The organism is Bradyrhizobium sp. BTAi1 (genome assembly GCF_000015165.1).
Classification (GTDB): Bacteria; Pseudomonadota; Alphaproteobacteria; order Rhizobiales; family Xanthobacteraceae; genus Bradyrhizobium; species Bradyrhizobium denitrificans.
The window spans coordinates 6,010,163-6,024,350 of sequence record NC_009485.1; the positions used below are offsets into that span (position 1 = coordinate 6,010,163).

The 14,188-nt window shown below is 61.2% G+C and carries 16 protein-coding genes; 3 read left to right on the forward strand and 13 right to left on the reverse strand.

What is annotated here, in order from left to right; genetic code table 11:
• The first annotated feature begins 15 nt into the window (after nucleotides 1-15).
• Nucleotides 16-1,572, forward strand: coding sequence for an AAA family ATPase (locus tag BBTA_RS26910; RefSeq protein WP_012045666.1), 1,557 nt, complete (start codon nucleotides 16-18; stop codon nucleotides 1,570-1,572).
• 143 nt (nucleotides 1,573-1,715) lie between these two features.
• On the opposite strand, the gene BBTA_RS26915 is transcribed toward BBTA_RS26910, so the two are convergent.
• Both BBTA_RS26915 and BBTA_RS26920 read right to left on the reverse strand, forming a co-directional pair.
• On the reverse strand, nucleotides 1,716-3,377 hold the full coding sequence (locus BBTA_RS26915; protein WP_244424139.1) for an alpha/beta fold hydrolase: 1,662 nt from the start codon (nucleotides 3,375-3,377) through the stop codon (nucleotides 1,716-1,718).
• 209 nt (nucleotides 3,378-3,586) lie between these two features.
• The gene (locus tag BBTA_RS26920) at nucleotides 3,587-3,949 is read right to left on the reverse strand and encodes a hypothetical protein (RefSeq protein WP_012045668.1); all 363 of its coding nucleotides are present in this window, start codon (nucleotides 3,947-3,949) and stop codon (nucleotides 3,587-3,589) included.
• A 161-nt stretch (nucleotides 3,950-4,110) separates the two neighbouring features.
• On the opposite strand from BBTA_RS26920, the gene BBTA_RS26925 reads away from it, so the two are divergent.
• Nucleotides 4,111-4,839 carry a CBS domain-containing protein gene (locus BBTA_RS26925; RefSeq protein ID WP_012045669.1) on the forward strand — a complete coding sequence of 243 codons (729 nt, stop codon included), beginning with the start codon at nucleotides 4,111-4,113 and terminating at the stop codon, nucleotides 4,837-4,839.
• 64 nt (nucleotides 4,840-4,903) lie between these two features.
• On the opposite strand, the gene BBTA_RS26930 is transcribed toward BBTA_RS26925, so the two are convergent.
• The 6 genes from BBTA_RS26930 to BBTA_RS26955 form a co-directional block, all read right to left on the reverse strand.
• Nucleotides 4,904-6,172, reverse strand: coding sequence for a CaiB/BaiF CoA-transferase family protein (locus BBTA_RS26930; RefSeq protein ID WP_012045670.1), 1,269 nt, complete (start codon nucleotides 6,170-6,172; stop codon nucleotides 4,904-4,906).
• Nucleotides 6,173-6,358: 186 nt separating this feature from the next.
• Entirely contained in the window at nucleotides 6,359-6,820 is a 462-nt protein-coding gene (locus BBTA_RS26935) for a GNAT family N-acetyltransferase (protein WP_012045671.1), read from the reverse strand.
• Between the two features lie 4 nt (nucleotides 6,821-6,824).
• Entirely contained in the window at nucleotides 6,825-7,118 is a 294-nt protein-coding gene (locus tag BBTA_RS26940) for a hypothetical protein (protein ID WP_012045672.1), read from the reverse strand.
• 2 nt (nucleotides 7,119-7,120) lie between these two features.
• Entirely contained in the window at nucleotides 7,121-7,504 is a 384-nt protein-coding gene (locus tag BBTA_RS40285; protein WP_012045673.1) for a hypothetical protein, read from the reverse strand.
• Between the two features lies 1 nt (nucleotide 7,505).
• A complete protein-coding gene (locus BBTA_RS26950; RefSeq protein WP_012045674.1) occupies nucleotides 7,506-7,748 on the reverse strand; it encodes a hypothetical protein in 243 nt (80 codons plus the stop codon).
• Between the two features lie 119 nt (nucleotides 7,749-7,867).
• Nucleotides 7,868-8,461, reverse strand: a complete 594-nt coding sequence (locus BBTA_RS26955) for a hypothetical protein (RefSeq protein WP_148221509.1) — start codon at nucleotides 8,459-8,461, stop codon at nucleotides 7,868-7,870.
• Nucleotides 8,462-8,866: 405 nt separating this feature from the next.
• Between BBTA_RS26955 and BBTA_RS26960 the strand changes: the two genes are divergently transcribed.
• Nucleotides 8,867-9,604: an FkbM family methyltransferase gene (locus BBTA_RS26960; protein ID WP_041751630.1), complete on the forward strand. Its 738-nt coding sequence runs from the start codon at nucleotides 8,867-8,869 to the stop codon at nucleotides 9,602-9,604.
• Here the strand turns inward: BBTA_RS26960 and BBTA_RS39140 are convergent.
• The 5 genes from BBTA_RS39140 to BBTA_RS40290 form a co-directional block, all read right to left on the reverse strand.
• Nucleotides 9,601-10,614, reverse strand: coding sequence for a phage tail protein (locus tag BBTA_RS39140; RefSeq protein WP_083780706.1), 1,014 nt, complete (start codon nucleotides 10,612-10,614; stop codon nucleotides 9,601-9,603). The genes BBTA_RS26960 and BBTA_RS39140 overlap by 4 nt on opposite strands.
• 268 nt (nucleotides 10,615-10,882) lie before the next feature.
• On the reverse strand, nucleotides 10,883-11,335 hold the full coding sequence (locus tag BBTA_RS26970; RefSeq protein WP_148221510.1) for a hypothetical protein: 453 nt from the start codon (nucleotides 11,333-11,335) through the stop codon (nucleotides 10,883-10,885).
• A gap of 63 nt (nucleotides 11,336-11,398) precedes the next feature.
• Entirely contained in the window at nucleotides 11,399-12,547 is a 1,149-nt protein-coding gene (locus BBTA_RS26975) for a hypothetical protein (protein WP_063719765.1), read from the reverse strand.
• Between the two features lie 45 nt (nucleotides 12,548-12,592).
• Nucleotides 12,593-13,471: a hypothetical protein gene (locus BBTA_RS26980; RefSeq protein WP_012045679.1), complete on the reverse strand. Its 879-nt coding sequence runs from the start codon at nucleotides 13,469-13,471 to the stop codon at nucleotides 12,593-12,595.
• A gap of 147 nt (nucleotides 13,472-13,618) precedes the next feature.
• Nucleotides 13,619-14,179, reverse strand: a complete 561-nt coding sequence (locus BBTA_RS40290) for a hypothetical protein (RefSeq protein ID WP_148221511.1) — start codon at nucleotides 14,177-14,179, stop codon at nucleotides 13,619-13,621.
• Nucleotides 14,180-14,188 lie beyond the last annotated feature (9 nt).

A 14,188-nucleotide genomic window follows, 5' to 3' on the forward strand; every position in this document is an offset into this window, starting at 1 on the left:
AATCGGTACCGGCCCATGACCTCATCATCCGATCAGGACCACGTACTCACATTCCTGGGCGATCCACGACGACATCCAGAGGTCCGCCGCATCGATACGCATGCCGCGTCCGTCTTTCTGTTCGGGCAGCGCGCCCTGAAGATCAAGCGCGCGATCCGGCTGCCCTTTCTCGACTATTCGACTCTTGCACAACGCAAGGCGGCTTGTGTGAAGGAGCTGGAGATCAATCAGCCGTTTGCGCCGGACATCTACCTGCGCGTGGTCGCCATCACCAGGACGCCGGATGGATCGATCGAACTCGATGGAACCGGTACACCGATCGAGTATGCCGTGGAGATGCGTCGCTTCGATGACAGCCAGACCCTCGATCATCTTGCCGCCCGACGTCGTCTGGATGGCGATCTCGCCCGACTCCTGGCCATGACGATCGGCAAATCCCACACTGTCGCGCCTCAGGTCACATCGAGCGCGTGGGTGGAGCAGCTCCCGCATTGGATCGACGCGTTCATCACCAGCTTTCGAGCCAGCACGCGTTTCGATGAGCCTGACGTCGAGGAACTCAGAACCCGCTGCCAATCGGCTTTCTCGCGTCTGCGGCCATTGCTCGAGCAGCGTGCGGCGGCCGGTCATGTTCGACGCTGCCACGGCGATCTTCACCTGGCCAACATCGTCCTCATCGGCGACAAGCCCGTGCTGTTCGACGCCATCGAATTCGATGACCGGATCGCGACGATCGACGTGCTCTACGATCTCGCTTTCCCGCTGATGGACCTGATGCACTTCGAGCAGCCGGTCGCGGCCAATCAACTCCTGAACCATTATCTATCGACCGCGGCGTGCGAGCAGGCCGGGGGCTTGGCCGCGTTGCCGCTCTTCATGGCGATGCGCGCAGCGATCCGCGCTCAAGTCTTTCTAGCGAAACTCGATCGTGACGATGCCAGTCACGCTGACCATGAGCGATCGAACACGTTGGAGACCGCAAAAACCTACTTCAAGTTGGCTTGCCGGCTGATACAGCCGGCGCCAGCAATGATGATCGCCGTCGGCGGGCTTTCCGGCACCGGGAAATCCGCGCTGGCGCGGGCGCTCGCCCCTCGCCTGCCCCCTCCACCGGGAGCAATCGTCCTCCGCAGCGACGTGCTGCGCAAACGGCTGTTCGGTGTCGACGAGACAGATCGGCTCCCCGGCGACGCCTACACGCCTGATGCCAGCTCACGCGTCTATCAAGAGCTGGCGCGGCAAGCCCACCAGGTGCTCGCACAGGGCTTCACCGTGATCGTCGACGCCGTGTTTGCACGCCGGCATGAACGTCAGGAAGTCGAGACTCTTGCACAGCGATCAGACGTGCCTTTCGTGGGGCTCTTCCTTGTTGTAGACCTCCCTATCCGACTGGAACGGATTCGCGCGCGGGTCGGAGATGCGTCCGACGCGACGGCCAGCGTCGCCCGAGAGCAGGAAAGCTATGATCTGGGTACCCTGGAATGGCTGCAGCTGGATGCGTCAAGCACGCTGCAGACGACACTCGAGCGAGCGCTGTCGATGCTGCAGCGCTACATTCCGAATTCAAACTGAAGCTTCGATGCGGTGGCCGCGATGCAGACATCGCACCCCAATCCAATTGTCGTGAGAGGCATGATCTCGCGAGAACTATGTCGCCTGTCAGCCGCGCCACGCTCGGCTGGCGGCTTTTGAGCGGACCACAGGCGCCTCTCTTGTCAGGTATGCACGTAATCACCAGGCGCGTCGGGGAGATCGCTCGCGCCTTCGGTGCCGAGCTGCGGCGGCTCGCGCAGTGTCCCTGACTGTTGCTTCAGCCATTCGATCCAGGTTGGCCACCACGATCCTTCGACCCGCGGAGCAATGCTCAGCCACTCGTCCGGCCCGAGATAAGGCGCATCGGCAGCCTTGGTTCGCACCTGATGCGAGTGCCCCTGCTCATCCGGCGGCGCCACGATGCCGGCATTGTGCCCGCCGCTTGCAAGCACAAAAGTCACGTCGGCATCGACCTCATAGTGGATCTTGTATGTCGACTTCCATGGCGCCACGTGGTCGCGCAAGGTTCCGACAACAAACATCGGCTTGTGGATGTCCGACAGCGAGACCGGCTTTCCTTCGACCCGATACCGCCCCTCTGCGAGATCGTTATTCAGGAACAGCCTGCGCAAATATTCGGAGTGCATCCGATAAGGTAGCCGCGTCGCATCGGCGTTCCACGCCATCAGGTCGCTCGGACTGGCCCGCTCGCCGAGCAGGTAATCGCGCGAGACGCGCGACCAGATCAGATCGTTGGACCGCAACAGCTGAAAGGCCCCCGCCATCTGGGTCGTGTCGAGATACCCACGCTCCCACATCATGTCTTCGAGAAACGCGACCTGGCTTTCATTGATGAAGAGCGTCAACTCTCCCGCTTCGGTAAAATCGGTCTGGGCCGCAAACAATGTGATCGTCTTCAGACGATCATCGCCATCCCGGGCCATGGCCGCTGCCGTGATCGAGAGCAGCGTTCCGCCAAGACAATAGCCTGTGGCATGAACCTGCGTATTCGGCACGATCCTTCCGATCGTGTCCAGGGCGGACATCACGCCCAGGGATCGGTAATCGTCGAAGGCAAGGTCGCGGTCCGCTGCCCCCGGATTTCGCCAGGAGATCATGAATACGGTGAAGCCCTGGTCCGTCAGATATCTGACAAGCGAATTATGCGCAGACAGATCCAGGATATAATACTTCATGATCCAGGCTGGCACGACCAGGACCGGCTCCGGCCGGACTTTCTCGGTGGTCGGCGCGTACTGGATCAACTCCATCAAGCGATTGCGAAGCACCACCTTGCCCGGCCGGGTCGCGACCGTCCTGCCGACGACGAACTCGGCATTGCCGGGTGGTCGCCCCGGGTGTAGCACCTGCATGAGATCGGCAAGCCAATTCTGCCAGCCGAACACCAGGTTTTCTCCGCCGCTCTGGAATGTCTTCTCGATGACCTCAGGATTGGTCGCCGCGAAGTTCGAGGGTGCGAACATGTCCAGCAGCTGACGCAGCGAGAAATCAACGACGGCTTCGTTGGCAGGATCCACGCCGCGAATGCCGGTCGTCGCTTTATGCCACCAATCCTCTCCCAGCAGGAAGCTCTGGGCCAACAGGTTGAACGGCTGCATCGCCCATTGCGGCTTGGAAAAGCGATGATCGTTGGGCTGAGGCTTGATCAGGTCCCAAGGCAAGCGATTGGGGTCGGCAAGATGCAGCGACCGCTCGGCGAGTTGCCTCGCCATCTGCCAAGCATTGTGAACATTCTCCATCTGGCGCTGCGGGGCGGCGGCCAGATGGCACGCCCAATCCAGATAGGCCATCGACAAGGCGGCGGGAGAGATTCCTGCGGTCATCCGCGCCAGAACGGCGCTGAACGCCTTGTCCAGCTCATGATCCTCGCGGCGAAACGCGTCGGAATCTTCGTCCTCTTGTCGGAGAGGCAGTGTTCCGCCCGTTGCCGCAAGCGCCGTTGCCGACGCTTTTGTTGTCACGGCAACGGCCGGACCGCTCTCGGCGTTTCCTTCCCGTCGCCGCGGATCAGGACGCGACGCCCCCACAGTCTTCAGTTTCGCCACCGTTGCCCCACAAGATTCACACTGGCATCAATCAGGCGCTGCCCGTGCTTGAAGAGCCGGTCGCAGTCCCTCCTGACAAACTCGACTTGATGCCGGCCACATTCCTGCATCATCGTCTGGATTCCCTTGACGGAATGCACGCCGGCCAGTTTCGATACGAATTCAGCGAACAGATGCGTTTCTGTCCGCGCGCGATCCAGCGCCTCATTGCTGGCGAAGAGAATCTCTTCCAACATGATCTGCTGGGAGCCGATGAGCAGCTCAAGAGCGTGCTTATTGGACAGCGCGACGCGTTCGGACAATTCGGCCGTTTCGTCGGCCATAGCATTCACGCCGGGGAGTTCAGACATCGGCCGTCTCCTCTCGCTGGATCAGTGGATCTTCATAGCCCAGGTCCAGGTTGAGGCCTTGAGCTGCATCAATGAATCCGCGAGCTCCGCCTTTGACCTGGGTCAATTCAGGGATCTGACAGCGGACTACCCTCCATCAGCTTTTGACATCGGAGTCCGCCATGCGCGCCCATCAGATTATGACCCGTCCGGTCATCACCGTCACGCCTGACACCTCAATCGTTGAGGCCGCCAACATCATGCTCCAGCGCCATGTCAGCGGCCTGCCGGTGGTCGACGCCAGCGGCAAGCTCATCGGGGTCGTCTCTGAAGGCGACTTCATCCGCCGAACGGAAATCGGCACCGGACGGAAACGCGGGCGCTGGTTGCGCTTCATTCTCGGACCCGGAAAATCGGCCGCCGATTTCGTCCACGAACATGGACGCAAGGTGTCGGAGGTGATGACCAAATCGCCTCTGACCATTACGGAAGACGCCGCACTGGCCGAAATCGTGGAGATCATGGAAAAAAACCATGTGAAACGGCTCCCCGTGGTCAAGGGCGACCAGGTGGTCGGCATCGTGTCACGGGCAAATCTGCTGCAGGCCGTCGCAACGCTTGGGCGCCAGGTCCCGGACCCGACGGCGGATGACGATCACATCCGCAACCGCGTCATCGACAACCTCGAAAAGAACGATTGGTGCCCGTTCGGCCTGTCTGTCATCGTCAAGGACGGCATCGTTCATTTGAGTGGTGTCATCACCGAGGAACGTTCGCGGCAGGCGGCAATCGTGGCCACTGAGAACGTCGCCGGCGTCAAGAAGGTTCACGATCATCTGTGCTGGGTCGACACCATGTCAGGCATGTACCTCAACTCGCCGGAAGACGAGGAGATGGCCAAGGCCAGCTGATCGATCTGACCGGCCTCGGCCAACTCGACCCGCCATCACCGCGACTGAACCATCAGAGCGCGCGTCAGGCTTGTTGAATGGGAGGGATCGGGCCGAAGGCGCCAGCTTGCCGCAGACGCTCGAGATCCTGCTCCGAATGCCCCAGAGTGTCGCGTAAGACCGCGGCGGTGTGCTCACCGAGTCGGGGGGCCGCGCGGGGGTCGACGGCGGGCGTCAGCTGCATCGAAATCGGCGGCTCGATGTTCGGGATCGCGCTGGCCGTCGGGTGGGGAATGTGACAGACGCGGTCACGCTCCCGCACCTCGGGAGCATGAAAGGCTTGCTCGACGGTGCGGACGCGACCGACCGGAACGCCGGCCTGGTTCATCCGCGAGATCCAGACGTCCATCTCTGTTGTCGCCATAATGTCAGCGATAATGCCGCGTAGCTGAGCGCGGTTGATCCATCTCGCCCGTCGCGTGGCAAAACGCGGATCGCTCAGGAGATCCGGACGACCAAGAACCTCCGTCACCAGCCGCCGGTAGAGCCGGTCATTGGCGCAGGCCACGTAGAGCGGACCATCTGACGCCTCGAAGACGCCGACTGTTGGAGAGTCGTTCGGCGAGTTTCCGGTACGGCTCGGGTTCACACCGTTCATCAGATAGGCCATCCCGAAGAAGCCGGTCATGGCGAGGGCAACGTCGAACAGAGCCACCTCGACGTGCTGACCGCGACCGAGCCGCTGCCTGGCGGCGAGCGCCAGCAGAATGGCATTGCAAGCCGACATGCCGGTCGCCAGATCGACGATCGGCGGGCCGGTTCGGACCGGAGGACCATCGGCAAAACCGTTGAGCGACATGAAGCCGCTCTCGGCCTGAGTGATCGGATCGAAGCCCGATCGCCAAGCAAGCGGACCGTGGCGTCCATAGGCAGAGATTGAGCAATAGATCAGACCTGGATTGATGCCGGAGACAGCCGGATAGTCCAGGCCGAACTTCTTCATGACCGAAGAGGAGAAGTTCTCCACCACGACGTCGGCCTTGGCGATCAGCGCACGGGCGACCTCCTGGCCTTGCCGGACCGTGAGATCCAGCACGACGCCCCGCTTGTTGCGATTGAGACTGAGGAACGCTGCGCTTTCACCGCCGAGCTCTGCATACTCATAGGCGCGGGTATCGTCGCCCGTGACCGGTTGCTCGATCTTGATGACCTCGGCACCGAAATCGCCCAGGGTTTGCGTACACGCCGGCCCGGCAACGACCCGGGTGAAGTCAATCACCCGCAGACCCGCCAAGGCGGCCGGCGCGTCAGTCGGCCGCGGCGCACGATCTGGCAGAGCGACCTGAGCCGGCATTCCAATCCTCCCCGCTTGCGTCGATCGTCTCACGCGATCTGTGCAGTATTGTTCGGCGACGAGCCCACAACGACTGGAAGACCATGGTTAGCTCAATCACTGGCGCAAAGAAAGTCGCCCCCGCCCCCCTCTTTCTCCCTGCTCTGCTGCAGCGCAACGCCGCATGCGCGCGCCGTAGGAGACGCATCAGGACCCGATCACCTTGCGCCAGTAAAGCGAGTTCCGCCAGGCCCAGGGCTGCTCGGGCTGGAACAACACATACCCGCAGCGGATGAAATTGTTGGCGGAGATGATGTTGCCGGTCGTGTCCGAAACGATGCAATACAGGCCGGATCGTCGCGCGCGCTGCTCGATCGTACGCATCAATCGCCGCTGGAGACCATGTCCGCAGCACTCTCGAATGACGCCGACCCTGGAGAGATAGGCGATGCCCCTGCCGAGCGATGAAGGGATCATGCCGGCAAACGCGACGGGTCGTCCATGCTCGCTCGAAACCCACCACTGTCCGATCTCGAAATCGGGGAGAGGCGCGCAATCGAGGAAGGTTCGCACATGGAGATCGTTCAGCGTATCGAGGACATCGGGCTCACACGCGTCGACCTCTCGGATGAGGAATCGGCATGCCTGCCGCACACGATTTGCCGGCACGGCATCACCTTCCGAGCATCACTTTGATGCCGAGCCAGATCGCGCCGAGCAGACCGGTCGCGATCACCGTGATGACGGCCTTGAACGTATAGCTTTGGGCCTGCTCCACGCTCTTGCGCCAGCGGCGCAAGTGCTGAAAATCCGCTCTCAACTCCTTCCGATCCTCCTCCTCGATGCCGAAAGAGGTGAGAATGGTCGCGATCGCCCTCATCACGACAGCGTCGATCTCGTCGCGCTGAAGCTGGCTCTGCTTCATCAGCGTCTCCGCAACCACAGCCCTGATCTCGTCATGCGTCATCGTCACCGCCTGATGATTCTCGCCACGTTTTCGAAGCCGCGCTTGGCAAAGTAGAAGGAGATGACGAGGTTTGCGGTCGTCGATGCAAACCCGGCCAACGGATCGGTGGAGCCGAGCCCAAGAACCTTGTCCCACACCAGCAGCTTGGCGAAATAGATCGAGACGCAGTAGCCGATCAGCTTGTCGGGCTCGTACCAGCAGCCGATCTCAGCCGCACGAAGCCGCAGCAGAGCGTCAGTCTCGGAGACCTGCGCCGCGATCTCCGTTGCGGCGAGATCGGCCGCAATCTTGGCATCGGTGTTGCCGGCCTTGAGCTTCGCCTGGTAGGCGTCGATCAGCCCCTTGATCACGGGCCCACCGAGAAAGCCGAGAATGCTCATCCACATGTCACGAAGCCCTCCTGAGCGAGCGCAGTCGCGCGATGATCGTGATCAGCGAAATCAGCAGAAGAATCCGGCCGACGGTCCGCGTATCGCCGAACGCGGCACTGATCTGGTCCTTCAGCCCAGGATCCCCCAGAGCGTCGCTGATCGTGTCGATGATCGACAGCAGCCCCCCGATGAACGCCAGCACGTAGCCCCAGGCGATCGTCAACGAATGACGACACGCGGCCTTGATTCTTGCCCACATGACAAAGCCCCTTTCGAATAAGAGAAGCGCCGCGCGTCCCCCAGGGCGCACGAGCGCGATGCGGTTGTTGTCGTTCGCCTCGTTCCCTGCGACCTCCGCGCCGCAGGCAGCGTCAGAATTCAGCCGCCGATTCCACCTTGCCGGCGACCGAAAATGCGCTTCACCAGCGCAGCAAAAAGGGCTCCGATGGAGCCCTTTTCCGGATGACTGATCGATGCCGGCGATGACGTCGGAGGGCCTGTTGGCGGCCGAGGCTCCAACGTCTCCTCCCCGTCGCTCACGAAACTGATGCTCGGATCGATCGCCATCATGGCCTTGAGCAGGCCGGCACACCCCGGCTGCCGGTCGATCGCCAGGGGATCGTAGACCCCGTCCCGAACGTATTTCCCGGACCGATACTGATCCGTGCCAGCCCAAATATAGGGCGACGGCACACCGCGACGCGCATAGCCCAGGCCATTATAGTGTTCGAGCAGCGTCAAGGCGCCGCCGATCGTCCAGTCGCGCCAGCGCGCCGCATACGGCGGGCAATTGACCAGCGCATCGACCGCCGCCTCCTCCCAGGAGGCGAACGGTCCCCGGCCAGCAGGTACGTGGACCGAGACCCGGTCCCATCGATCCCCCTGCGCCAACGAGGCGGACCAACTCTGGGACGATTCGCGCTCATGGATCACCGCAATGACAGCCCAGGGAACACCGGTGCGCTTCGCCACGAGTTCATATCGGCTCTTGGCCGCTACAAGCCTGCCTGCCACCGAACGAAGGTCTCGCAAACTCCTAAGCTTGAGCCAACGAACAGAATTCGTTTCCCTGAGAGTCTTAAGATTAGGCGTCCCATCATCTCGCTTGAAATGAACACCATGAATCCTATTGCGTGCTACCGACATTGAAGCTATTCCGCCAAGGTTGCAACAAGGGTGAAATGTTTGCGACCACTTTGACTTGTGGGTCCATTGTGTTACGCCTCGTGAGCTTAAGGCGTGAGGAGACAGGCCTTTGAAGTATCGGCTATTGAATCAGACTTCAGCCACGCTGACCGAGGTTACAACCCCTGCTTTCATGTGCGTCGCGAATGCGTCGAATCTCCCTACCCGCGACATTTGGATGTCTGCGTGATCATGAGCGGCCATCAACTTCTTCGCGATTCCTCTCGTTATCTGGTGAGAGTGCTTCGCTCGCGATATCGCGATCACAAGATTGAGCTTAGAGAATTGCGACGCCACATCCGTCCCGGCGATACGGTTTGCGACATTGGCGCCAACAAGGGAAGTTTCACATACTGGTTCTCTCGTTGGTCCTCTCCAGGACGTACAGTTGCTTTCGAACCGCAACCTGATCTAGCCGATGGACTGTCTCGCCTGTGCGCAATGTTCGCACTAGACAACGTGGTAGTAGAGCGAACGGCTGTGTATTCATCCTCCGGAACTCACAAATTCTTCATCCCAGCTGGGCACCAGCCAGCGGCGTCGCTTATAAAGCAGATGGAGAAATCCAGCGAGATAGAGGTAAGCACCATCTCGTTGGATGACTATTTCTCCGGAGAAGAGCATGTATCCGCGATAAAGATCGACGTGGAAGGAGCGGAGCTAGAGGTTCTGCGTGGCGCCAAAGAGACTCTGATCCGCTGCATGCCTCTTATTATTTGTGAATGTGACCGCCATCTGGTCTCGCTTGAACGAATGAAAGAAACCTTCTCATTCCTATCAGACTTGGGGTACTCTGGAGCTTTTGTCGCAGGATCAAAGCTACTCCCATTGTCGTCTTTCGACCCCAATATCCATCAGAAAACAGATGGAGAGTGGTTCTGGAAGCGGAAGGAATATTATAATAACTTCATCTTTCAAAGACCCGCCTAGATGATTCGCAATATCCGGTTCGCAAGGATAGTTGGCTGAACGACATTGTGAGCTCCTCCACCTCCTTGGCTCGCATTATTAATCGTAATGCCCGTCGTAGCAGCGTTGATACCGAAGGTGACGTTGGCCGCAATTTGGAGCGCGGAACTACCGTTTGTTCCAAGACTACTCGGCCCCTGGTATGCCACCGCTGTTCCCGTATGTGTGGATCCGTGAACGTGGCTCGGATCGCTAAGTGTATTGTTATGCGTATGAGCCGGGAGTTCGGCCAGGGTAAGTGTGTGAGCATCTTCTCCCCCAGCACCTCCTAAGCTATGGCGCAATGCTGCCAGATTACCTGCGACTAGACGATTTGCTGTTGTTCCTCCCATGTTGTCCGGACATGCGACAACCCGGCCTCGAACATCCGGCAGATTAAAGGTCGCGCTGCCGTCGCCACCGCCATAGGTCGTGCCGACCAGAGCAAACAAGGCAGAATATGTAGCCCGGCTTATCGCTTGACCGTAAGGAAATGCGAATGCACTGTTGGGAGCGCTCATCCCCCAAAATTCAAGCCCAGCCCCCAGTGGAATATTATACGGGTTACCGTAAAATCCGTGCAGATAGAAACTCCCGTCAACGTGGTTGTAGACCGCGACATAGGGCGTGCCCTGGATGATCGTTCCCGGGAGGAGATCCGCATTCGGCCCACTCCGCAAGGGCTTAGCGCCGAGGGCGTCCACGTTGAGTGTGACCGGCGCACCGTTGGTGATATGCGGTGTGAACGCGATCATCTGGCCGTTGAGACGCGGCAGCGTGTCGAACTGCTGACTGCTTGCGATCGTATAGGCCGTGCTGGTTCCGCTGGTCACGATCGCGCCGGCTATATCATCGCGAAACTTCGCCGTCGCAGCCATCATGGCACGCGCCGAGTCGTTGATGCTCGAGGGCGCCTGTCCTTCTGACCAGTTGATTGTGGGATCTGCCGTGGCATCCGCTGATGCGGTCTGCGACCATCGATAGAATGTCATTCTGCTCCTCGAATGGAAAATAGCCGCGTGGGCGGCCGAAACCGGTCTCTATTTTTGAGTAGGCGCTCAACGGGCAGCTTTCGCCCGATTGGCGCGTCCGATCGTCCCCTACGTCTGCCGCCGAAGCAGGAGATACTGCTCGCAGGCGCAGGACGGAGCTCTGGCGGTCAGGAGATTGCGGATCACCCCCTTGGGCACCCCGGGGCTCTCTTTGGCAACGGCATCCACGCGGTCCTGCACAACGCGTTCGATCTCGGCCCGCAATTGCTCAATTCTGTCCTCCAGCGTCGGGGCGCTGCGATTCTGCTTCATCGATCGGGTCCTCTGTCGTTACGCTCCGCGCTGAGCGGAGCCGTTCGAGCGTCTTGTTTGCATGGGCCAGCGCATGCTGGGTGCGTCGCAGGCTCTTTTCGCGGCCCTTTTCATGGCCGGCGATGAAGACCTTGAGGTCATGGGGTAGCGCCTTGAAACGCTGCTTCCAGGCCGCCGGCCACGATTGTGGCGGCGATACACCGGCGGCCTCGTCGACCACGAGCGCGACAGCTGGGCCTGCCGTGGGATCCGCCAATCCCAACGTCAGATGCGTGTTGGAGATGTCGTGCAGCGCCTGCCAGAGCCTGTCGACACCGAGGCCGGCATGCTCTCTCGCAAAGCGGGCGACGGTCGCCGGAGACGCCGGGCAGAACGTTTCCTGCTCCCGCTCACACCAGTGCGCGAACAAGGGCGCGCGTTGCCGGCGCGCTTCGGCAAGCGCCGCCAGAACCGGGCTTGTCATCGGCACGACTCACGGCCGCCTCGAGATGCGCGCCTGGTAGAGCGCGACCGCATCCTTGAGATCGCCTGACGATGTCAGCCGCGCATTGAGCTCACGCAGATCCTGGCCGCGCTCCCGCGACGACGTTGCGACACCCGGCCGCATCACCGGCGGGACAGCCTTGGTGACCGCGTCGTCCTTTGCCCGCATCATCAGCCGATATCGCGCCGCGTCGTACATCATGCGCTGAAAGGTGGCGTGGCGCATCAACGGTTCGGTCTCGAACAAGCGGTTGAGCTCCGCAGCCGAGATCCCGTTCTCCCTGGCCGCCGCCATGATCTCCGCCGCAACCGCCTGGCGCACCGCCTTCGGCTCGCGGGCGAGCATGCTCTCGAGCCTGCTGTCCTGCTCCTGCGCGAAGGACTGGAAGCCCTGCTGGGCGACCTCGGCCTGACGCCGTTGCTCCTGCGCCTGCTGCGCCAGCAATTGATCCGACATAGCGACCGCGGCCTGGATGCGTCCGAACCGGTCGGGATCGTCGCGCGACATGCGTTCGAGCACGGCCGGAACCTGCTCAGCCGGCATGCCGGCAAATTCCGGAAATTGACTGAGGAAACTCGCTTGCGCGATCTGCACCGCGGAAGCGAGGCCTTCCTGATAGGATCGGCGGGCATTCTCCGCCTCTCCTATCTTCTGCTCGATCGCTTCCAGCACCTGCGGATGCTGCAATGCTTTCTCCAGCTCGGGTGCAAGCCGACTCGCGACGCCGGTGTCGGGAGGCCCTCCGGCAGCGTCTTGTTGCTCGACCCCATCCGCGGCGCGTCCCTGCAGTTCCTCCCCGCTTGCTTGCGGAGCTTCGTCGTCACGCGGCTCGTTGGCCTGCCCGGCGCCTGACTCGCGCGTCTCCGCGGCTCTGACGCGTGCATGATCGCGCGCAGCCCGCTCCAATGTGACGGCCTCGTTGCGGTCGATGACGTTGCCGGCCTCGTCGACATATTCCCGGACCATCACCGGCGCAGGCCGCTCGGTTCGCCGTTCGGCCACCTCCCGGAGCGACATCGCGTCTGCCTCGATCGCGTCGCGCTCCGGCGGCTCCTCCATGTCCGGCATCGGCCGATAGCCCGCATTGTCCAATTCGAAGGCGGCTCCCGTCAGGCTGCTCTCCGGCTCATTCGACATTCGCATCCGCTCCTCTACGTGCTTCAAACGGCTGACCTTCGGCGCCTAGGCGCCGAAGAACGTCTTGTTGAGGCCACCGCTGAACGGCTGAAGCAGGCTGCTGATGCCGCCGGCGATCTTGGAAAACTGTTCGGCGCCGGACATCTGCTGCGTCGTCGTCGAGGTGCCGTTGCTCTGCTGGCCCAGTTGCGCGATCGGGGTGCCGATCTGTGCAAGCAGTCCGAGCGCCTGCACCGGAATGCCGCGGCGCTGCGCCTCTTCGGCCAGCGTCGCGTTCGCGCCGTAGTTTTTTGCGTCGAGCGCCGCCTGCGAGGCGGTCACGCCCTGCCCCTGGTTCGCGAGATATTGCTGCTGCATGCCGCCGAGCATGTTGGCCGTGGTGTTGCCGGCGCCGTAGAGCGCATTCGCTGCGCCCAACTGGTTCTGGACGTCCTGATTATACTGGGCCGCGATGATCGGCGCCTCCGCTGCGGCGATCCCCCGGCCATAGGCCATCTGATTGGCGCCGCTGAAGTCGCGACCAGCGGCCGCGAACTGGCCGTTGATCGACGCGCCGACATCGTTCTGGATCTGCGCCAGCTGCGCCGTGAGCGCGGGATTGTTGCCGACCATGCTGCCATTGGCATAGGGCGCCAACCGGCTGCGCAACGCGTCCAGGTTGGACTGAACGCCGGGGGCCTGCGCCAACGCCTGGCCGCCATTGAGCAGCGACTGCGCGTAGGAGCCGACCTGACCGGCGTATGGATTGCCCTGCGCCGCATTCTGCTTGAGCACGTCAAGCGCGCCGGATTCGGCGCCGGTGAGGCCGGTGTTATTCAGACCGCTGCTGACCTGAGACAGGATGTTCTGCAACATCGGCTGCGCCGGCTGCCACGGCTGCGTCTGGGACTGTTGCGTCTGAGTGCTGGTTGATTGTCCGCCCATTGGGCATGCTCCTTGATTTAACACTGTTAAGAGTTGACTTGACTGCAAGCTCGCAGTGATTGAACAGGGCAATACCGTGAGCATGCCAGCGCCCCGTTCCGGGGAGACAGAGACCACACTGCGGATCCAGTCACGTTCCCGTGGAGATCAGCGACGCTCCGCGCGCGATATGAGGAAGCGCTTCTGTTGCTTCGATGGTTCTTCGTTTTGACCTATTCTTGTCGTCCGATTCTGGCTTCCCTGATCGGCCCGCTGTTCGGCAACAAGTCTCATGTCCGAATCAACTACATTGCGACTGGCATCTGTTTTCAGTACCGGCTGGGACGTCTGCGGAAGTTGCCACTGGTCCAGACGATTGCTTCCGAGCAAAGCGTCAAACAGCCATTGGGGGATCTGGCTTCCAGGGATAGTTGACGGTTCGGGGATAGGTGCCGGAATGGGAGGAAAACCCGGACTATCGTTGCCGGGCGACGGGTATCGTAACGATGGCGGCAAGCCCGGCTGTGATGGATCTTCGAACCATGACGGCAATCTTGGCGGCGCCCCCGGTGTCCTCGTCCCTGGCAGCGGAATGCCTTCGAAAGGCTTGCTAAAATCTTTGCGGCCAAGCATCCTTGTCCAATCAGGCAGACGCAATATTTCTGGCTCGATCCCTTCGCGCACTACTTTTGGCAAATCACTCGATTTATCTCTTGGATTTCCTACCATACCTTCATT